Origin of the sequence: Brevundimonas sp. UBA7506, from assembly GCF_002479495.1 — a bacterium.
Lineage (GTDB): Bacteria > Pseudomonadota > Alphaproteobacteria > Caulobacterales > Caulobacteraceae > Brevundimonas.
The window spans coordinates 226,710-244,279 of sequence record NZ_DLNQ01000010.1 but is presented as its reverse complement, the minus strand read 5'-3'; the positions used below and the strand labels follow the sequence as shown (position 1 = coordinate 244,279).

Annotated in this window: 19 protein-coding genes and 1 other RNA gene; 7 read left to right on the top strand and 13 right to left on the bottom strand. The window is 68.3% G+C overall.

The window, feature by feature from the left end; genetic code table 11:
* Positions 1-3: 3 nt before the first annotated feature.
* The 6 genes from B3K53_RS10125 to tkt form a co-directional block, all read right to left on the bottom strand.
* Positions 4-249 (bottom strand): YbdD/YjiX family protein, encoded by a 246-nt coding sequence (locus tag B3K53_RS10125; protein WP_313412947.1) that lies wholly within the window; start codon positions 247-249, stop codon positions 4-6.
* Positions 242-2,329 carry a carbon starvation CstA family protein gene (locus B3K53_RS10120; protein WP_292084117.1) on the bottom strand — a complete coding sequence of 696 codons (2,088 nt, stop codon included), beginning with the start codon at positions 2,327-2,329 and terminating at the stop codon, positions 242-244. Before B3K53_RS10120 ends, B3K53_RS10125 begins: the two co-directional genes overlap by 8 nt.
* A gap of 134 nt (positions 2,330-2,463) precedes the next feature.
* A complete protein-coding gene (gene purT / locus B3K53_RS10115) occupies positions 2,464-3,657 on the bottom strand; it encodes a formate-dependent phosphoribosylglycinamide formyltransferase (protein ID WP_292084116.1) in 1,194 nt (397 codons plus the stop codon).
* Between the two features lie 4 nt (positions 3,658-3,661).
* Entirely contained in the window at positions 3,662-4,054 is a 393-nt protein-coding gene (locus B3K53_RS10110) for a VOC family protein (RefSeq protein ID WP_292084115.1), read from the bottom strand.
* Positions 4,051-4,908, bottom strand: a complete 858-nt coding sequence (locus B3K53_RS10105; protein ID WP_292084114.1) for an alpha/beta hydrolase — start codon at positions 4,906-4,908, stop codon at positions 4,051-4,053. The genes B3K53_RS10110 and B3K53_RS10105 overlap by 4 nt, the downstream gene beginning before the upstream one ends.
* 5 nt (positions 4,909-4,913) lie before the next feature.
* The gene (tkt, locus tag B3K53_RS10100) at positions 4,914-6,863 is read right to left on the bottom strand and encodes a transketolase (protein WP_292084268.1); all 1,950 of its coding nucleotides are present in this window, start codon (positions 6,861-6,863) and stop codon (positions 4,914-4,916) included.
* Between the two features lie 144 nt (positions 6,864-7,007).
* On the opposite strand from tkt, the gene B3K53_RS10095 reads away from it, so the two are divergent.
* The 5 genes from B3K53_RS10095 to B3K53_RS10075 all read left to right on the top strand — a co-directional run bounded on the left by B3K53_RS10095 (position 7,008) and on the right by B3K53_RS10075 (position 9,407).
* A complete protein-coding gene (locus tag B3K53_RS10095; protein WP_292084113.1) occupies positions 7,008-7,265 on the top strand; it encodes a hypothetical protein in 258 nt (85 codons plus the stop codon).
* Positions 7,265-7,603 (top strand): cell division protein ZapA, encoded by a 339-nt coding sequence (locus B3K53_RS10090; RefSeq protein ID WP_292084112.1) that lies wholly within the window; start codon positions 7,265-7,267, stop codon positions 7,601-7,603. The genes B3K53_RS10095 and B3K53_RS10090 overlap by 1 nt, the downstream gene beginning before the upstream one ends.
* Positions 7,604-7,800: 197 nt before the next feature.
* Positions 7,801-7,961, top strand: a non-coding RNA gene (gene ssrS, locus B3K53_RS10085) — 6S RNA.
* Between the two features lie 79 nt (positions 7,962-8,040).
* Positions 8,041-8,586 (top strand): 5-formyltetrahydrofolate cyclo-ligase, encoded by a 546-nt coding sequence (locus B3K53_RS10080; RefSeq protein ID WP_292084111.1) that lies wholly within the window; start codon positions 8,041-8,043, stop codon positions 8,584-8,586.
* Positions 8,583-9,407 carry a TIGR00282 family metallophosphoesterase gene (locus B3K53_RS10075; RefSeq protein ID WP_292084109.1) on the top strand — a complete coding sequence of 275 codons (825 nt, stop codon included), beginning with the start codon at positions 8,583-8,585 and terminating at the stop codon, positions 9,405-9,407. The genes B3K53_RS10080 and B3K53_RS10075 overlap by 4 nt, the downstream gene beginning before the upstream one ends.
* A gap of 72 nt (positions 9,408-9,479) precedes the next feature.
* On the opposite strand, the gene B3K53_RS10070 is transcribed toward B3K53_RS10075, so the two are convergent.
* From B3K53_RS10070 to B3K53_RS10060, 3 genes are read right to left on the bottom strand one after another with little or no spacing between them, the layout of a single operon-like run.
* Entirely contained in the window at positions 9,480-9,839 is a 360-nt protein-coding gene (locus B3K53_RS10070; protein WP_292084105.1) for an indole-3-glycerol-phosphate synthase, read from the bottom strand.
* Positions 9,839-12,049, bottom strand: coding sequence for a phosphoribosylformylglycinamidine synthase subunit PurL (gene purL, locus B3K53_RS10065; RefSeq protein ID WP_292084104.1), 2,211 nt, complete (start codon positions 12,047-12,049; stop codon positions 9,839-9,841). The genes B3K53_RS10070 and purL overlap by 1 nt, the downstream gene beginning before the upstream one ends.
* A gap of 46 nt (positions 12,050-12,095) precedes the next feature.
* Positions 12,096-12,893, bottom strand: a complete 798-nt coding sequence (locus B3K53_RS10060; protein WP_292084103.1) for a hypothetical protein — start codon at positions 12,891-12,893, stop codon at positions 12,096-12,098.
* Between the two features lie 116 nt (positions 12,894-13,009).
* Here B3K53_RS10060 and B3K53_RS10055 point away from each other — a divergent pair, with 116 nt between their 5' ends.
* On the top strand, positions 13,010-13,294 hold the full coding sequence (locus B3K53_RS10055; protein WP_292084102.1) for a hypothetical protein: 285 nt from the start codon (positions 13,010-13,012) through the stop codon (positions 13,292-13,294).
* Between the two features lie 5 nt (positions 13,295-13,299).
* Here B3K53_RS10055 and purQ read toward each other — a convergent pair whose 3' ends face one another.
* The 4 genes from purQ to B3K53_RS10035 all read right to left on the bottom strand — a co-directional run bounded on the left by purQ (position 13,300) and on the right by B3K53_RS10035 (position 16,259).
* Entirely contained in the window at positions 13,300-13,962 is a 663-nt protein-coding gene (gene purQ / locus B3K53_RS10050) for a phosphoribosylformylglycinamidine synthase subunit PurQ (protein ID WP_292084100.1), read from the bottom strand.
* A 46-nt stretch (positions 13,963-14,008) separates the two neighbouring features.
* Positions 14,009-15,241 carry an MFS transporter gene (locus B3K53_RS10045; RefSeq protein WP_292084096.1) on the bottom strand — a complete coding sequence of 411 codons (1,233 nt, stop codon included), beginning with the start codon at positions 15,239-15,241 and terminating at the stop codon, positions 14,009-14,011.
* Between the two features lie 110 nt (positions 15,242-15,351).
* Positions 15,352-15,777: a hypothetical protein gene (locus B3K53_RS10040; protein WP_292084095.1), complete on the bottom strand. Its 426-nt coding sequence runs from the start codon at positions 15,775-15,777 to the stop codon at positions 15,352-15,354.
* Entirely contained in the window at positions 15,774-16,259 is a 486-nt protein-coding gene (locus tag B3K53_RS10035; protein ID WP_292084094.1) for a YbhB/YbcL family Raf kinase inhibitor-like protein, read from the bottom strand. The genes B3K53_RS10040 and B3K53_RS10035 overlap by 4 nt, the downstream gene beginning before the upstream one ends.
* Before the next feature lie 116 nt (positions 16,260-16,375).
* Between B3K53_RS10035 and B3K53_RS10030 the strand changes: the two genes are divergently transcribed.
* Positions 16,376-17,545: an SAM-dependent methyltransferase gene (locus B3K53_RS10030; RefSeq protein ID WP_292084092.1), complete on the top strand. Its 1,170-nt coding sequence runs from the start codon at positions 16,376-16,378 to the stop codon at positions 17,543-17,545.
* Positions 17,546-17,570 lie beyond the last annotated feature (25 nt).

The following is a 17,570-nucleotide window of genomic DNA, read 5'->3' as shown; positions in this document are numbered from 1 at the left end:
GTCTCAGCAGCAGCGGAAGGCGCCGCCCGCCCCGAACCTGCGCGCTTCGTGCAGGCGGAAGAAGGCGGTGCGGTCCAGCGGCGGCTGCTCGGGGTGGGTGGCCTCGGCGTGGGCGACATAGACCTCATAGTCGGGCTGGCCGACCATGAGGCTGGCGGTGCGGCGAGCGTCCTTGCCCCACCGCACCAGGGCAGCGCGGCAGACGCAGATCAGGTCCGCGCCGCCAGCCGGTTCAGAGGGGTTAGGCACGGGCCGCGTCCATGGCTTCGTCCTCCAGCGTCAGTTCGTGGGCGGCGGGTTGCTCGACCACGGTGGGCTGGCTGTTCTGACGGGCCTTGAGGCAGGCGCGCACGCCATAGACCACCATGGTCAGGACCACGAACAGGAAGCCCGCCGTCAGGGCCGAGTTGACGTAGTCGTTGATGATGATGCGGTGCATGTCGCCCGCCGTCTTGGCCGGAGCCAGGATATCGCCGGCGGTCAGGGCGTCCTGATACTTACGCGCATGGGCCAGGAAGCCGATCTTGACGTCGGGATGCAGCAGCTTCTGGAAGCCCGCCGTCAGGGTGCAGATCAGCAGCCAGACGGCCGGGACCGCCGTGGCCCAGGCGAAACGCTCGCGCTTCATCTTGAACAGGACGACCGTGCCCAGGATCAGGGCGACGGCGGCCAGCATCTGGTTGGCGATGCCGAACAGCGGCCACAGGCTGTTGATGCCGCCCAGCGGATCGACCACGCCGGTGTAGAGGAAGTAGCCCCACAGGCTGACTGTCAGGGCCGTGGCCACGACGTTGGCGGTCCAGGACTTGGTCTCGCGCATCTTCGGCACGGCCACGCCCAGCAGGTCCTGGATCATGAAGCGGCAGACGCGGGTGCCGGCGTCGACCGTGGTCAGGATGAACAGGGCCTCGAACAGGATGGCGAAGTGATACCAGAAGGCCATCATGGCCTTGCCGCCGATGATGCCCGACAGGATGTGGGCCATGCCGACGGCCAGGGTCGGGGCGCCGCCCGCGCGCGACAGGATGGAGTGCTCGCCCACGTCGCGGGCCAGTTGCTCCAGCTCGCCGGGGGTGATGTGGAAGCCCCACTGGGCCACGGCGGCGGCGGCCGAGGCGGCATTGTCGCCGATCACGCTGACCGGGCTGTTCATGGCGAAATAGACGGCGGGGTCCAGCACGGTGGCGGCGATCAGGGCCATGATGGCCACGAAGCTCTCGCACAGCATGGCGCCATAGCCGATCAGCGGGATCTGGTTCTCGTTCTCCAGCAGCTTGGGCGTGGTGCCCGACGAGATCAGGGCGTGGAAGCCTGAGACGGCGCCGCAGGCGATGGTGATGAAGAGGAAGGGGAAGAGGGCGCCGGAGAAGACCGGGCCGGTGCCGTCGATGAAGGGGGTGATGGCGGGCATCTGCACGTGCGGGCGCACGATCAGGATGCCGACTGCCAGGGCCAGGATGGCGCCGATCTTGAGGAAGGTGGACAGGTAGTCGCGCGGGGCCAGCAGCAGCCAGACCGGAATGACCGAGGCGACGAAGCCATAGGCCATCATGGCCAGGGCCAGGGTGGTGCCCGACAGGGTGAAGGCCGGGCCCCAGAAGGGATCCGCCGCGATATGGCCGCCGCCGATGATGGCCAGGATCAGCAGGACCACGCCGATGACCGAGACCTCGCCCACGCGGCCGGGCCGCAGGTAGCGGGTGTAGAGGCCCATGAAGACGGCGATGGGGATGGTGGCGGCCACCGTGAAGGTGCCCCAGGGGCTCTCGGCCAGGGCCTTGACCACGACCAGGGCCAGAACGGCCAGGATGATGACCATGATCATCAGCACGCCGACCTGGGCGATGATGCCGGGAATGGGGCCCATTTCGGTGCGGACCATGTCGCCCAGCGAGCGACCGTCGCGACGGGTGGACATGAACAGGACCATCATGTCCTGCACCGCGCCGGCCAGAACCGCGCCGACCAGGATCCATAGCACGCCGGGCAGATAGCCCATCTGCGCCGCCAGCACCGGCCCGACCAGCGGCCCCGCGCCCGCGATGGCCGCGAAGTGGTGGCCGAACAGGACGTTGCGGGGCGTGGGCACATAGTCCAGCCCGTCGTTGTGCCGCACCGCCGGCGTGGGCCGTTTTGCATTCAGCCCCATGACCTTTCCGGCCAGGTAGCGGGCGTAGAAGCGGTAGGCGATGGCGTAGACGCAGAGCGCCGCCACCACGATCCAGACGGCGCTGATGCTCTCGCCCTGGTGCAGGGCGATGACGGCGAGGGCGATGGCCCCCAGTATGGCTATGGCGCCAAAAATTAGCGCGGTCTTGAGCTTGCCCATGACGAACGGTCCTCCGGGTCGGCTTGGGTGCGACCTTTCGGCATTTCTGGACCCTTTATGGGTCCGGCGCCAACCGACTAAAGTCGAAGGTCGGCGCCTTTATTTTACAGTCAGGGCAAGCTTTGCTGCGTTTTTCAGGGTTTGACGACGCGGACCTTGCTCGCCGCCTCGGTCGCCCGATCGCGCGCCTGATCCGTGTCGGCCCCGCGGGCCAGGGCGACGCCCATGCGGCGGCGCTCGAACGCTTCGGGCTTGCCGAACAGGCGCAGGTCGGCGGTCGGCACCGAGAGGGCCTCGGCCACGCCCTCATAGACCACGCCCTCGGCCTCGACGCCGCCGTAGATGACGGCGCTGGCGCCCGGCTCACGCAGGCTGACGTCCACCGGCAGGCCGAGGATGGCGCGGGCGTGCAGGGCGAACTCGCTCATGGTCTGGGTCGCCAACGTCACCAGTCCGGTGTCATGCGGGCGCGGCGAGACCTCCGAGAACCAGACCTTGTCGCCGGTGACGAACAGCTCGACGCCGAAGACGCCGAGGCCGCCCAGGGCATCGGTCACCTTGCCGGCGATGTCCTGCGCCGCCCGCAAGGCGGCCTCGCTCATGATCTGCGGCTGCCAGCTTTCGACGTAGTCGCCTTTCTGCTGGCGATGGCCGATGGGGGCGCAGAAGTCGGTGCGGACGGCGCCGTCGCGCAGAGACCGCAGGGTCAGCAGGGTGATCTCATAGTCGAAGGCGATGCGCCCCTCGACGATGACCCGACCGCCCGCGACCCGGCCCGAGGCCTCGGCATAGGTCCAGGCGTCGGCCACCTGATCGGCGCGCTCGACATAGGACTGGCCCTTGCCCGAGGACGACATGACCGGCTTGACGAAGCAGGGGAAGCCGACGGCCTCGGCGCCGGCCGCCAGTTCCTCGGCGGAGCCTGCGAAGGCGTAGGGGCTGGTCGGCAGACCCAGTTCCTCGGCGGCCAGACGGCGGATGCCCTCGCGGTTCATGGTCAGCTGGGTGGCGCGGGCCGTCGGGATGACGCGGGCCAGACCCGCCGCCTCGATGGCCGCCAGGGTGTCGGTGGCGATGGCCTCGATCTCCGGCACGATGATGTGCGGGGCCTCGGCCATGATGAGGCCGTTCAGCACCTGAGGATCGGTCATGGGGATGACGTGGCTGCGGTGGGCCACCTGCATGGCCGGGGCGTTGGCATAGCGGTCCACCGCGATCACCTCGGCGCCCAGACGCTGCAGCTCGATGGCCACCTCCTTGCCCAGCTCGCCCGAGCCGAGCAGCATGACGCGGGTGGCGTGGTCGGTAAGCGGCGTGCCGATCTTCATGGGCTCAGGCTCCGGTAGCGGGTTCGATCAGGTCCCAGGCGTTGCCGTAGAGGTCTTCGAAGACCACCACCTTGCCATAGGCTTCGTGACGGGGCGTTTCGCGGAAGACGACGCCGGCCTTCAGCCAGGCGGCGTGATCGCGCATCAGGTCGTCGGTGTAGAGAAACAGCCAGACGCGGCCTCCCGCCTGATCGCCGATCCGGGCGACCTGCTGAGGCGTCGCGGCGCGAGCCAGCAGCAGGGAGGTCTGGCCGCCTTTCGGCGTGACCCGCACCCAGCGTTTGCCGCCGCCCATGTCGGTGTCTTCGCTGAGTTCAAAGCCCAGCTTGCCGACGAAGAAGGCGATGGCCTCGTCATAGTCGCGGACCAGCAGGGAGACGGCGCCGAGATGGCTCATTGTGCAGGCGCCGCATAGAGGCGGCGGAAGGCGTCCAAGGCGGCCCCGTGATAGATGCTGGCGTGGCTCTCGCTCGGGCGCGGGGTGAAGTCCCAAGTGACGCCAGGCAGGGCGTGATCGCGCAGGTTGGCGATCAGAACGTCCATCGGCGCCTGCATCTCCTCGCCCTCGTCGCCGAGGGTCAGGATCAGGGTGCGCGGGTCGTTGGAGTGGTCGCGCAGATGCGCCCCCGACTGCCGCGCCAGCTGACCGCCGTCCCACCACAGGCTGGGGCTGACGGCGACATAGGCGTCGAACATCTGCGGCTCTTTCAGGAAGGTCTCGACCACGAAGAGCCCGGCCAGGGACTCGCCCATCAGGGCCGTCTCGCCGTTGGTGCGCAGGCGGCCCTCGATGAAGGGCATGACCTCGTCGGACACAAAGCGCCGGAAGCGCTCGGACTGGCCTTGCGTCGGATAGCGGGCGATCAGTTCGGCGTTGTCGGTCGGCAGGGCCAGCTCGTTGCGGCGGTCGACCGAGGCGATGCCCACGACGATGACGTCGCGCGTCGCGCCGACGATGGTGCCCAGCTGGGCGATGCCCGAGATGTGGTGGAAGTCCTGATCCTGACCGCCGTCCAGCAGATAGAGGACCGCATAGGTCTGGCTGCTCTTGTCATAGCCGGGCGGCAGCCAGACGTTGATTTCGCGCGTCTGGCCCATGACGCGCGAGGGCAGGGCGTAGGAGCGGCCGATGACGATGGGCGTTTCGACCGCCACGGGGACGGTCGCTTGAGCCCCGGCCGTCTCGGCGAGAGCGGGGGCGCCGCCCGCCATCGACAAGCCGAAGCTCAGGATGAGGGCGAGGCGGCGCATCAGGCTTAGAGCCGGGCCTTGGCGGCTTCGACCACGGCCTCGGCGGTGATGCCGAACTCGCGGTAGAGGACTTCGGCCGGGGCGGAGGCGCCGAAGCCGGTCATGCCGACAAAGCCGCCGTCTTCGCCGATGAAGCGTTCCCAGCCCTGCTTGATGGCGGCTTCCACGGCGACGCGGACGGTGCCGCGGCCGATGACGGCGTCCTGATAGGCCTTGGGCTGCTGCTCGAACAGTTCGAAGCAGGGGACCGAGACGACGCGGGTCGGCACGCCTTCGGCCTCCAGCGTCTCGGCGGCCTTCAGCGCCAGGGCGACTTCGGTGCCGGTGCCGAACAGGGTGACCTTGGCTGCGCCGTTGGCGGCTTTCAGCTCATAGGCGCCCTTGCGCGACAGGTTCTCGCCGGCGTCGGTCAGGCGGACCGCCGGGGTCTTCTGACGCGACAGGCACATGCCCGACGGTGTCTTCTTGTGCTGCAGGGCGACCTGCCAGCATTCCAGCGCCTCCACGGTGTCGGCGGGACGGAAGACCATCAGGTTGGGGATGGCGCGAAGCGCAGCCAGATGTTCGACCGGTTGGTGGGTCGGGCCGTCTTCGCCCAGGCCGATCGAGTCATGGGTCAGGACGTGGACCACGCGCACGCCCATCAGGGCGCCCAGGCGGATGGCCGGACGGCTGTAGTCCGCGAACGCCATGAAGGTGCCGGCGTAGGGGATGACGCCGCCATGCAGGGCCAGGCCGTTCATCGCCGCGGCCATGCCGAACTCGCGGATGCCGTAGTTCAGGTAGCGACCGGCGTAGTCGGGGGCGTCGAGGATCTGGGTGTCCTTGACGAAGGTGTTGTTCGAGCCGGTCAGGTCGGCCGAGCCGCCGATCAGTTCGGGGATGGCGTTGAACACCGTCTCCAGCGCCTCGCCCGACGACTGGCGCGTGGCCATGGCAGGCTGGGTCGAGACCAGTTCCTTCAGCTTGGCTTCAAGCGTCTCGAAGGCGCCGGTGGGCAGGTCGCCGGCCATGGCGCGGGTGAAGTCGTCGCGCTGGGCGTGGTTCAGCAGGCGGGCTTCCCAGCCCTTGCGGGTCTTGGCGCCCTGCTTGCCGACCTTGGCCCAGGCCTTCTGGACGCCTTCCGGCAGTTCGAACGGTGCGAAGGGCCAGTGCAGGGCCTGACGCGTGGCGGCGATCTCGGTGGCGCCCAGGGCGGCGCCGTGGGTCTTGTGGCTGCCTTCCATGGTGGCGGCGCCCTTGCCGATCTTGGTCTTGCAGGCGATCAGCGTCGGCTTGTCCTGCTTGGTCGCCCAGGCCAGGGCCTTCTGGATCTGCTTGTAGTCATGGCCGTCGATGGCCTTGACCGCCCAGCCCGAGGCCTTGAAGCGGGCCAACTGGTCGGTGGCGTCCGACAGGGACACCTTGCCGTCGATGGTGATCTCGTTGTCGTCCCACAGGACGCAGAGTTTGTTCAGCTTCAGGCGACCGGCCAGGGCGATGGCCTCCTGCGACACGCCTTCCATCAGGCAGCCGTCGCCGGCGATGACCCAGGTGCGGTGATCCACCAGATCCTTGCCGAAGCGGGCGGCCAGATGGCGCTCGGCCAGGGCGAAGCCGACCGAGGTGGCCAGACCCTGACCCAGCGGGCCGGTGGTCGTCTCGATCCCGGCCATGTGGCCGTACTCGGGGTGGCCGGCGGTCTTGAAGCCCCACTGGCGGAAGTTTTCCAGCTGTTCCCGGGTCGCGTCCTTATAGCCCGTCAGGTGCAGCAGGCTGTAGATCAGCATCGAGCCGTGGCCCGCCGACAGGATGAAGCGGTCGCGGTCGGCCCAGTCGGGACGGCTGGCGTCGAACTTCAGGAATTTCGAGTAGAGGACGGTGGCGACGTCGGCCATGCCCATCGGCATGCCGGGGTGGCCGCTCTTGGCCTTTTCAACGCCGTCCATGGACAGGACGCGGATGGCGTCCGCCATCTGCTTGGGCGAAGGCTTGGCGAATGCGGCTTGGGCGTCGGTCACGGCGAGACCTTTCCTCAGGAACAGGATAAAGCGGGGGCGCGCCGCCTTTACCCCGACGCGCGCACAGGTTCTATACGGAATCTGGACGAAAGGACCCCAATGGACGCCGTTACGGCCGCAAAGACACGCATCGACAAGGCCCTGGCCCTGCTGGAACGCAGGGTGCTGGAGCTGAAGGCGCGTCCGGCCACCGCCCCCGCCATCACCGACGACGACCTGTTCGCACCGCGCCCGTCGAACGCCGCCGACCTTGTGCGGATCGCCGAACTGGAAGCCGCCGGCCGCGACGCCGCCGAGGCCCTGGGCCGCGCCGCCGAGGCCGTGCGCGAGGTTCTGGCCGAGCAGGAGGCGCGCTGATGGCGACCGTCACGGTAGAGGTCAACGGCCGCTCCTATGCGGTAGGCTGCGCCGACGGCCAGGAAGAGCGCGTCGGCATCCTGGCCCGCCAGTTCGACACCCATGTGCGTCAGATCGCCGGCGACGTCGGCCATGTCGGCGACTTGCGGCTGTTCCTGATGGCCTCGCTGATGCTGGCCGACGAACTGCACGAGGCGCGTCAGCGTCTGGAGAACGGGCAGGGCCCGGTAGTTGAGGACGGCCCGAAGAAGGCCCCGCCGCCGCCGCCCGGCGACGGCGTGGCCGAGGCCCTGAACGCGGTCGCGGCCCGCATCGAGAAGATCTGCCAGACGATCTGAGGCAATTCTCCCTCCCCTTCATGGGGAGGGTGGCTGACGCGAAGCGACAGACGGGTGGGGGCGGCAAGGCCAATCAGCCGTTCCGCCCAGCATCGCCACCTCCTCCCCACCCGGTCGCTGCGCGACCACCCTCCCCATAAAGGGGAGGGAGAGGCATTGTTGAATCCCACCGGACCGCCTATCTTGCTCGACGGCGGGTCCTGCTGCGGCTCACGTCGAAGACAACATATCCTTCTGACCTTAATTCACTCATAGGGATCTGTCCCTGTCCGGGCTCGAGGGCCTGGGCATACGGAGCCCACCTGGCTACCCAGGTCGAGAGGATTTAAACCGTCTTCACGGTTCACGCGGCGCCGCCACCCCATCTCATTTTGTGCGCTATGCTCGCGACGCGGTCGCTCGCGGCTTGAGCGCGTTTTGTGCGCTATGGACGGGACATGACCTCCAAACACGAACTCCGCGCCTCCATGCGCGCCCTGCGCAAGCGGCTGGCTGAGGTCGATAGCGAGGCCGCAGAGCGCGCCGCCGGTCATGCCGAGGCTTTGCCGTCGGGCGACACGGTGGCCCTTTACCGCGCCATGGGGTCGGAGCTGGACACGGACGCGTTGGCTGTCGCCCTGCATCAGGCGGGGCGTCGTCTGTGTCTGCCGGTGGTCATCGAGCGCGACGCGGCCATGATCTTCCGCGCCTGGGCGCCGGGCGAGCCGTTGGAGCTGGACGCCGCCGGATGCCCTGCGCCCCTGCCGCTGGCCGAGACGGTCACGCCGGACCTGATCCTGACGCCGCTGCTGGCGTTTGACGCCCACGGCGGGCGGCTGGGGCAGGGCGGCGGCTATTACGACCGGACCTTCGCGGTCCTGTCGGACGCGCTGCGCGTCGGTTTCGCCTATGCGGGACAAGAGGTCGAGCGACTGGCGCTGGAAGCCCATGACATGCGCCTGCATGGCGTTTTGACCGAGACCGGCTATAGAGCCGCCGTATGAGATTGGCATTTTTCGGTGACGTGGTCGGCAAGTCCGGGCGCGATGGTTTGACGGATCATCTTCCGGGGCTGAGGCGCGACCTCAAGCTCGACTTCGTGGTGGTCAACGCCGAGAACGCCGCCGGCGGCTTCGGCATCACCGAGAATACGGCGCGCGAGATCTTCGCCGCCGGGGCCGACGTCCTGACCTTGGGCAATCACAGCTGGGACCAGCGCGAGGCCCTGACCTATATCGTGCGCGAGCCGCGCCTGATCCGTCCGGCCAACTATCCGCGCCTGATGGATGCGCCGGGTCGCGGCGCCGATGTCTTCGTCACCGCCGACGGTCGCCGGGTTCTGGTCATCAACGTCCTCGGCCGGGTCCACATGGACCCGATGGACGATCCCTTCAGCGCCGTGGAGCGCGAGCTGGAGGCCGCGCCCCTGGGCGTCGTCGCCGACGCCGTCATCGTCGACGTGCACGCCGAGGCGACCAGTGAGAAGATGGGCATGGGCCATTTCTGCGACGGCCGCGCCAGCCTGGTGGTCGGCACCCACACCCACGTCCCGACCGCTGACGCCCAGATCCTGCCCCACGGCACGGCCTATCAGACTGACGCTGGGGGCTGTTGCGACTATGACTCGGTCATCGGCAACGACAAGGAAGAGCCGCTGCGCCGCTTCACCACGCGACTGTCCGGCGGGCGCTACATCCCCGCCAGCGGCCCGGCCACCATCTGCGGCGTCTTCGTCGAGACGGACGACCGCACCGGACTGGCCAAGCGGGTCGAGCCCATCCGCGTCGGCGGGCGGTTGAGCCAAGCCATTCCGCAGGTCGATTAAGCGCAGCCTAAGCTTTAATCACCGCTCATCCCCGCCTCCGCGGGGATGAGCGGGTGAAGGACCCGTTTTCGATTAGTTTGAACGCGCTTCCAACGCCCGCAATCGGCTTTCCTCGGCCTTGAGGTCGCCGGTCAGTTGGGCCTTAAGCGCCGGGTCAGTGGTCGTGGCCAGCAGGGCGCGGGTGTCCTCGACGGCCTGACGCCGTGAAGCGATCAGGCGCGAGAGCTCATCGCCCTCGACGGGCGCAACGGGAATGGAAGCGGCGCGTCTGGCTGCGGCGGCTTGTTCTTCCTCGGTGGTCTTCAGCGCGGCGGCCTGACGGGCAGCCGCGGCGTCGCGCAGGGCGTGCTGGACCGGGTCGCCGCCCTCGATGTCGCAGGCGGCCAGCAGGGCCGCGCCGGCGACGACGAAAGCGACGGCGCGCAGGCGCATCAGCCCTCGATCCAGTTCGGCATCCAGCCTTCGTGGATTTCGCGCAGGTGGGCGACGGGGATGCGGTAGAGCTCGCCCTTCGGACCCGAGGAGGCGAAGTCCGCGCCCTTGGCGACGCCGACGACCGAGGCGTGCAGACCGGCTTCCTTGGCTTGCGCCAGCAGGGCTTCGGCGTCCGAGACGGCGACCAGATAACGGGCCTGGTCCTCGCCGAACAGGAAGCCGTGGGCATGGGCGGCGCTGGAGGCGTTCAGCTCGATGCCGACGTCAGACGCCAGGGCCAGGTCGGCGGCGGCGCCGACCAGACCGCCGTCCGACAGGTCGTGAACGACCGTCAGCTCGCCGGTTTCGATCAGGCCGCGCACGAAGTCGCCGGTCTTGCGTTCCAGCTTCAGGTCCACCGGCGGCGGGGCGCCGTCCTCGCGGCCCAGAACCTCGCGCAGATAGATGGAGGAACCCAGTTCGCCGTGCGTCTGGCCGATCAGGACCAGGACGTCGCCCTCGACCACGCCGCCGAAGCCGGTGACCACGTCATAGTTGGTCAGCAGGCCGACCGCGCCGACCGTCGGGGTCGGCGGAATGGCGACGCCGTTGGTCTCGTTATACAGGCTGACGTTGCCCGAGACGACGGGGAAGTCCAGCTCGCGGCAGGCCTCGGCCATGCCGTCGGTGGCGCGGACGATCTGGCCCATGATCTCGGGGCGCTGCGGGTTGCCGAAGTTGAGGTTGTCGGTAATGGCGATGGGACGCGAGCCCACGGCGGTCAGATTGCGCCAGGCCTCGGCCACGGCCTGCTTGCCGCCTTCATAGGGGTCGGCCTGGACATAGCGCGGGGTGCAGTCGCTGGTCACGGCCAGACCCTTGTCCGTGCCGTGGACGCGGACCACGCCGGCGTCGGCGCCGGTCGAGGAGTCCTGCAGGGTGTCGGCCATGACGTGGCGGTCGTACTGTTCCCAGATCCAGCGCTTGGACGCCATGTCGGGGCAGGCGACGACCTTGATGACCGCGTCGTTCCAGCTTTCCGGGGCCGGGACTTCGGCCGGGTCGAGACGGGGCTGCAGTTCCGGCTGGACCCAGGGACGGTCATAGAGGGGGGCGTCGTCGAACAGCGGGGCCAGCGGCACGTCGCAGACCACTTCGCCGTGATGCTTCAGCACCAGATGGCCGGTGTCGGTGGTCTTGCCGATGATGGCGAAGTCCAGGCCCCACTTCTGGAAGATGCGATAGCCGACCTCCTCGAAGCCGGGCTTGAGGACCGCCAGCATCCGCTCCTGGCTTTCCGACAGCATCATCTCATAGGCGGTCATGCCCTCTTCGCGCTGGGGCACCTTGTCGAGGTCCAGCTCGACGCCGACGCCGCCCTTGCCGGCCATTTCAACGGACGAAGAGGTCAGACCCGCCGCGCCCATGTCCTGAATGGCGGCGACCGCGCCCGAGGCCATCAGCTCCAGCGTAGCCTCGATCAGCAGCTTCTCGGCGAAGGGGTCGCCGACCTGGACGGTGGGGCGCTTGGCCTCCGACTCGTCGTCGAACTCGGTCGAGGACATGGTCGCGCCGTGGATGCCGTCGCGGCCCGTCTTGGAGCCGAAGTAAACCACGTCATGGCCGGCTTCCGGCGCGGCCGAGTAGTAGATCTCATCGGCGCGGGCGATGCCGACGCACATGGCGTTGACCAGGATGTTGCCGTTGTATCCCTTGTGAAAGTTGGTCTCGCCGGCGACCGTCGGCACGCCGACGCAGTTGCCGTAGCCGCCGATGCCCGCGACCACGCCCTTGACCAGACGCTTGGACTTCTCGTGCGAGGGATCGCCGAAACGCAGGGCGTTCAGCAGGGCCACCGGGCGGGCGCCCATGGTGAAGACGTCGCGCATGATGCCGCCCACGCCCGTCGCCGCGCCCTGATAGGGCTCGATGTAGGAGGGGTGGTTGTGGCTCTCCATCTTGAAGATGCAGGCGTCGCCGTCGTCGATGTCGATGACCCCGGCGTTCTCGCCCGGGCCGCAGATGACGCGCGGTCCCGTGACCGGGAACTTCATCAGCTGCTTCTTGGAGGATTTGTAGGAGCAGTGCTCGGACCACATGACCGAGAAGACCCCCAGCTCGACCTGGTTGGGCTCGCGGCCCAGCCGGTCCAGCAGGACCTCATACTCGTTCGGAGCCAGACCGTATTCAGCGGCCAATTCTGCGGTGGTCTTTTGCGGAGCGCTCATGGGCGGGGCTTCTAGCCGGGTCTGAGCCTCCTGTCAGCCCGTCCCTTCAGTGAGGCCTCTCAACACCGCGTTTCAGGCCGAAGACCAGGATGACCGCCGCGATCACCAGCAGGAAGGCGGCGCCCAGGGCGGTGAAGCCCAAGATCGGGTTGCGCTCCTGCTCCGCCACGAAGGCCCCGACCAGACCCCAGACGATGGGAAGAGAGTAGGCCATGGTGCGCAGGTAGAGGGTGACCTCAATCGCCACCAGAACCGTCACCACGATCGCCGCCATGGCCCAAGCGGTGGGCGAGGCGAAGGCGGGCAGGGCGTCGAATGCTGTCGCCGTGGTGATCAGGTTCAGCGGAACGGCGATGGTCAGCCATCCCGCCAGCGCCGCCAGCGGCCAGATCAGGAACCAGCGGTCTCGGTCCATGAAGCCCGTGGTGCGAATGGTCTTGGCTGTCGCCAGCAGGGGGACCAGCAGCGCCAGCAGGGAGGCGAAGATGATGACCACGCTGGCCGCCTTAAGGTTCAAGGCCGCGACCACGATCCACAGACCTATGCCGAACATCGCCACCGCCGAGGGCCAGCCCATGCGGTTGATCAGCAGGCTCTCGCCCGTCTGCGGCAAGGCTTGACGTCCGGCGTAGGTCAGCAGGCCCAGATAGAGCAGGCCCCAGATGGAAAAGGCGTAGCCCGCCACCTGCAGGGTCTGGTTCCCGTCCGCCGCGAACTCGGCCTGCGACAGGCCGAAGCGCCCCAGATTCTGAACCACGGGAACCACCACGGCGAAGACGGCGGCGGCCAGCACCGCCAGACGGCGGGTCCGTTGTCGTGGTGTGGGGCGTTCGATGGCGGACATGCGGGCGTCTCCGGCTCAGCTTCGCCGTATGTACGCGTCAGCGGCGCGATTGGTTCACCGGAACCGTGAAGGCGGAACGTCGCTTAGCTCAGGAAAGGCTCAACAAGGAGACCGCCATGGCCGACCCTGACGACCTGCCGGAGGACCCGGCCCTCGACACCGACGAGGTGGAGACCAATCGCGCCCTGGAGCAGGGACTGGGCGTCGGCGCCCGCGAACTGGCCGCTATCGGCGAGTCGGGCGCGGCGGGCACGCTGGAGCGCCGGCTGGACGAAGACGGCGAACCGATCGAGCCCGAGATCGAGGTCGACGAACTGGGCCGCAGCGCCAGCGTGCTGGACCGCAAGAAGCCGCTTCAGGATGACGACAAGGAGCAGCTGGACAAGGAGTCCGACGCCTAGACCGTTCAGGCGGCCGCGTAGATGCTCTGGAACAGGACGGCGCCGTCGGCTGAGCCCAGCTCGGCTTCAAAGGCGCGGTCGGGGTGGGGCATCATGCCCAGCACATTGCCGCGTTCGTTCTGGATGCCGGCGATGTCGGCGACCGAGCCGTTGGGGTTGTCGACATAGCGGAACACCACCTGGCCCTCGCCCTCGAGACGCGCCAGGGTCTCGGCGTCGGCGAAGTAGTTCCCGTCGCCGTTGCCCTGGGTCATGACGACTTCGCGCTGGCCCTGATAGCCCGAGGTGAAGCGGGTCTGGCCGTTGGCGACCGTCAGGCTGATCGGCTTGCAGACATATTTCAGACCGGCGTTTCGCAGTAGGGCGCCCGGCAGCATCCCGGCTTCGCACAGGACCTGGAAGCCGTTGCAGATGCCGACCACGGTGACGCCGTCGTCGGCGGCCTTCTTGACAGCCTGCATGATCGGGGCCTGGGCCGCCATCGCGCCGCAGCGCAGATAGTCGCCGTAGGAGAAGCCGCCCGGCAGGACGATCAGATCGAGGCCTTTCGGCAGCTCGGTCTCGGCGTGCCAGACCATTTGGACCTGTTCGCCAGTGGAACGTTCGACGGCGACCTTGCAGTCGCGGTCGCAGTTGGAACCCGGGAAGACGATGACGGCTGCGCTCATGGCCGGGCCTCCTAGCACCCTTCGCGACGAATGTCAGGCGTCGCTTTTAGGCGACCTTGCGTCCGGTCAGCCAGGCGACGACCCAGACCGCGAAACCGCCCAGCGACAGGGCCACGCCGACCCAGCCGGTCGAGGTCCAGCCCCAGCCCGCGGCCACGGCCATGCCGCCCAGCAGGGGGCCGATGGCGTTGGCGGTGTTGAAGGCCGAGTGGTTCAGGGCGGCAGCCAGGGTCTGGGCGTCGCCGGCCACGTCCATCAGGCGGGTCTGCAGAATGGAGCCCAGCCCGCCGCCGCCGCCGATCAGGAAGACCACGATCAGCATGGCCCCCAGGTGGGGGGCTGCGAAGGGATAGAGGGCCAGCGCCGCCGCGCTCCACAGCAGCAGTCCGCCCGCCGCCTTCATGCCGTAACGGTCGGCGGCCCAGGCCCCCAGCAGGTTGCCGCTCATCATGCCCAGACCGAACATGGCGAAGACCCAGGGCAGGACCTCGGGCCCCACGCCGGTCACGGCGGTCAGGGTCGAGGCCAGATAGGCGTAGACCGCGAACATGCCGCCAAAGCCGATGGCCCCGACACCCAGGGTCAGCCAGACCTGCCCGCGCTTCAGGGCCCCCAGCTCGCGCAGGGGGCTGGCGTCGGCGTGGGCCGGATCGCGCGGGGCGAACAGGGCGACCAGCACCATGGTGACGACGGCCAGGACACTGACGATGGCGAAGGTCCAGCGCCAGCCGAAACTGTGGCTGACGGCGGTGGCGACCGGCACGCCCATGACGGTGGCCACGGTCAGCCCCAGCAGGATGGTGGACACCGCGCGGGTGCGCAGCCTCAGCGGCACCAGCGAGGCCGCGACCAGGGCCGCCACGCCGAAATAGGCGCCGTGGGGAATGCCGCTGAGGAAGCGGAAGGCCAGCATCCACTCGTAGTTGGGGGCGAGGGCGCTCAACGCATTGCCGACCGCGAACAGGGCCATGAAGCCGATCAGCAGCAGCCAGCGCGGCAGACGCGCGCCCAGCACGGCCAGGATGGGCGCCCCGACCACGACGCCGGCGGCGTAGGCGCTGATGACGTGCCCAGCGGTGGGCTCATCGACGCCCAGACCCGCCGCGAAGTCAGGCAGGACGCTCATGGCCGCGAACTCGGTCACCCCGATGGCGAAGCCGCCCATGGCCAGGGCGAGCAAGACCAGCGCTACCTTGCCGGGCTCGGCCACCGTCTCCATCGCGGGCGACGGCGCGCAAACGTGCTCGTCGATACAGGAGGCGGTGTCGGTGGGGGGCATGAACTATCGCAATGCAACAAACTTTACGCTGCGTCGCAAAATAGGGTTCGCCGCCAGAGGCGCAACCTTGGCGGGGCGATCAGGTCATCACGCTTTGTTTGCGGCGTGGTTCAGGCGGCGGCCAGCTCGGCGCGGACCTTGGGGTGCGACACCGACAGGCCCAGGGTCTGGGCGGCGTACAGCTCCAGCAGCAACCGGTCGTGACCCTCGGGCACAGTCAGCCAGCGCGCCTTGATTGGTTTGCGGCGACCGGGTCGAGGCGGGGGCTCGCTGACGCTGATCCGGGCGGCGCCGTGGCTGGGCTTGTGCACCTGGGCGGCCAGCGCCAGGCGCAGCGACGGCACCAGCATCTGTTCCTCCAGATGGGGCGGGCTGCCCACATGGATCGGCTCGTCCTCCTGATAGAAGACATAGACCGCCCCCGACGCCGGCAGCCGCGCTCGCGTCAGGGCCTTGAGCGGTTGGGCCATCAGGCGGCGGTACAGTTCGGGAACCGCCGCCAGCCTCTGGTCATGGTCGAGCGCCGCTGCCGTCACTCGCCGGTGTTCTCGTAGGTGGCGGTGATTGAGGCCTTGGCCAGGGTATGGAAGTGCAGGTTGAAGCCGAAGACGGCGCCCGAGTTGTCGGCGCTCACCGGCAGATGGTCCACGTCCACGGCGAAGACGGTGAAGATATAGCGGTGCGGGCCGTGGCCTGGGGGCGGGGCGGCGCCGCCGAAACCGGCCTCGCCATAGTCGGTGCGCCCCTGAACCGCGTCCCTGGGCAGGTTGGCGCCGCCGACGGCGCCTGCGCCCGCCGCCAGTTCGGTCACATCGGCGGGGATGTTGGCCACGGTCCAGTGCCAGAAGCCCGAGCCGGTCGGCGCGTCGGGATCATAACAGGTGACGGCGAAGCTTTTCGTACCTTCCGGCGCGCCGGACCAGGACAACTGGGGCGAGGTGTCGCCCAGGGCCTTCACCTGGGCGTCGGGCAGGACGCCGCCGTCGCGGATATCGGCGGAGGTAAGGGTGAAGGTCAACGGCGGCGCTCCCTTGTATCTGGTTCGTCAACGGAACGGTCGGGCTTCCACACCGTTGCGCTGCGACAGTCTGTTCCTAGCCAAGCTTGATCCAGGTTCAAAGCGCGGAGCGCCGGATGCTGCAAGCCCTTCTTGATCAGACCTTCCTGACGCGGTCCGTACGGGTGCGTCTGCCGGACGGGCGCGAGCTGACGGCGGGGCCGGGAACGCCTGAACTGACGGCCGAGATCGCGGATACGAAAACCGCTCTGGCCATCGCCGCCAATCCGGAATTGGCCTTGGGCGAGGCCTTCATGGACGGAACCTTCCGGGTCGAGGGCGGCGACATCTACGACTTCCTGCAACTGACGACCTCGCAACTGGCGATCCGCCGGCGCACGGGGAAGCTGACCCTGCTGCAACGCATCCGGCGCGGCGCGGAACAGGCCAATGACCGGCTGCACGCGCGCAGCAATGTCCACCACCACTATGACCTGACGGTCGACTTCTATCGGCTGTTTCTGGACGAGGACCTGCAATATTCCTGCGCCTTCTTCGAGACGCCGCAGGCCTCGCTGGAACAGGCTCAGGTCGCCAAGAAGCGGCGGCTGATCGACAAGCTGCTGCTGACGCCGGGGCAGAGCGCGCTGGACATCGGTTGCGGCTGGGGCGGCCTGGGCCTGTCGATGGCCGAACGCGGCGCGCGGGTCACCGGCGTCACCTTGTCGACCGAACAGCACCGCACGGCCAACGAGCGGGCGGCGGCGCGCGGCCTGGCCGACCGGGCCGAGTTCCGGCTGCAGGACTATCGCGACCTGCAACAGACCTTTGACCGCATCATCTCGGTCGGCATGTTCGAGCATGTCGGGGCGCCGAACTATCAGGAATATTTCGACGGCGTGGCGCGCCTGCTCGCGGACGACGGGGTGGCGGTGATCCATTCCATCGGCCGCAAGACCCCGCCCAGCCGCACCCAGCCCTTCATCCGCAAATACATCTTCCCCGGCGGCTATATCCCGGCCCTGTCCGAGGTCCTGCCGGCCATCGAGCGCGCGGGCCTGTGGGTCACGGACATGGAGGTGCTGCGCCTGCACTACGCCGAGACGCTGAAGGCGTGGCGGACGCGGTTTCTGGCGCGGCGCGACGAGGCGCTGACGATGTACGACGAGCGGTTCTGCCGGATGTGGGAGTTCTATCTGGCCGCCAGCGAGGTCGCCTTCCGCGAACTGGGCCACATGGTCTTCCAACTGCAGTTGGCGAAGCATCAGACCGCCGTGCCGCTGAGCCGGGACTATCTGTGCGAATGATATGAAAAAGGCCGCTCCTTCGAGC

What these genes read in the sequence shown, in the direction of transcription:
- B3K53_RS10120 (WP_292084117.1), bottom strand. Translation starts at nt 2,329, where the DNA reads ATGGGCAAGCTCAAGACCGCGCTAATTTTTGGCGCCATAGCCATACTG.
- purT (WP_292084116.1), bottom strand. Translation starts at nt 3,657, where the DNA reads ATGAAGATCGGCACGCCGCTTACCGACCACGCCACCCGCGTCATGCTG.
- B3K53_RS10110 (WP_292084115.1), bottom strand. Translation starts at nt 4,054, where the DNA reads ATGAGCCATCTCGGCGCCGTCTCCCTGCTGGTCCGCGACTATGACGAG.
- B3K53_RS10105 (WP_292084114.1), bottom strand. Translation starts at nt 4,908, where the DNA reads ATGCGCCGCCTCGCCCTCATCCTGAGCTTCGGCTTGTCGATGGCGGGC.
- tkt (WP_292084268.1), bottom strand. Translation starts at nt 6,863, where the DNA reads ATGGCGGACGCCATCCGCGTCCTGTCCATGGACGGCGTTGAAAAGGCC.
- B3K53_RS10095 (WP_292084113.1), top strand. Translation starts at nt 7,008, where the DNA reads ATGGACGCCGTTACGGCCGCAAAGACACGCATCGACAAGGCCCTGGCC.
- B3K53_RS10090 (WP_292084112.1), top strand. Translation starts at nt 7,265, where the DNA reads ATGGCGACCGTCACGGTAGAGGTCAACGGCCGCTCCTATGCGGTAGGC.
- B3K53_RS10080 (WP_292084111.1), top strand. Translation starts at nt 8,041, where the DNA reads ATGACCTCCAAACACGAACTCCGCGCCTCCATGCGCGCCCTGCGCAAG.
- B3K53_RS10075 (WP_292084109.1), top strand. Translation starts at nt 8,583, where the DNA reads ATGAGATTGGCATTTTTCGGTGACGTGGTCGGCAAGTCCGGGCGCGAT.
- B3K53_RS10070 (WP_292084105.1), bottom strand. Translation starts at nt 9,839, where the DNA reads ATGCGCCTGCGCGCCGTCGCTTTCGTCGTCGCCGGCGCGGCCCTGCTG.
- purL (WP_292084104.1), bottom strand. Translation starts at nt 12,049, where the DNA reads ATGAGCGCTCCGCAAAAGACCACCGCAGAATTGGCCGCTGAATACGGT.
- B3K53_RS10060 (WP_292084103.1), bottom strand. Translation starts at nt 12,893, where the DNA reads ATGTCCGCCATCGAACGCCCCACACCACGACAACGGACCCGCCGTCTG.
- B3K53_RS10055 (WP_292084102.1), top strand. Translation starts at nt 13,010, where the DNA reads ATGGCCGACCCTGACGACCTGCCGGAGGACCCGGCCCTCGACACCGAC.
- purQ (WP_292084100.1), bottom strand. Translation starts at nt 13,962, where the DNA reads ATGAGCGCAGCCGTCATCGTCTTCCCGGGTTCCAACTGCGACCGCGAC.
- B3K53_RS10045 (WP_292084096.1), bottom strand. Translation starts at nt 15,241, where the DNA reads ATGCCCCCCACCGACACCGCCTCCTGTATCGACGAGCACGTTTGCGCG.
- B3K53_RS10030 (WP_292084092.1), top strand. Translation starts at nt 16,376, where the DNA reads ATGCTGCAAGCCCTTCTTGATCAGACCTTCCTGACGCGGTCCGTACGG.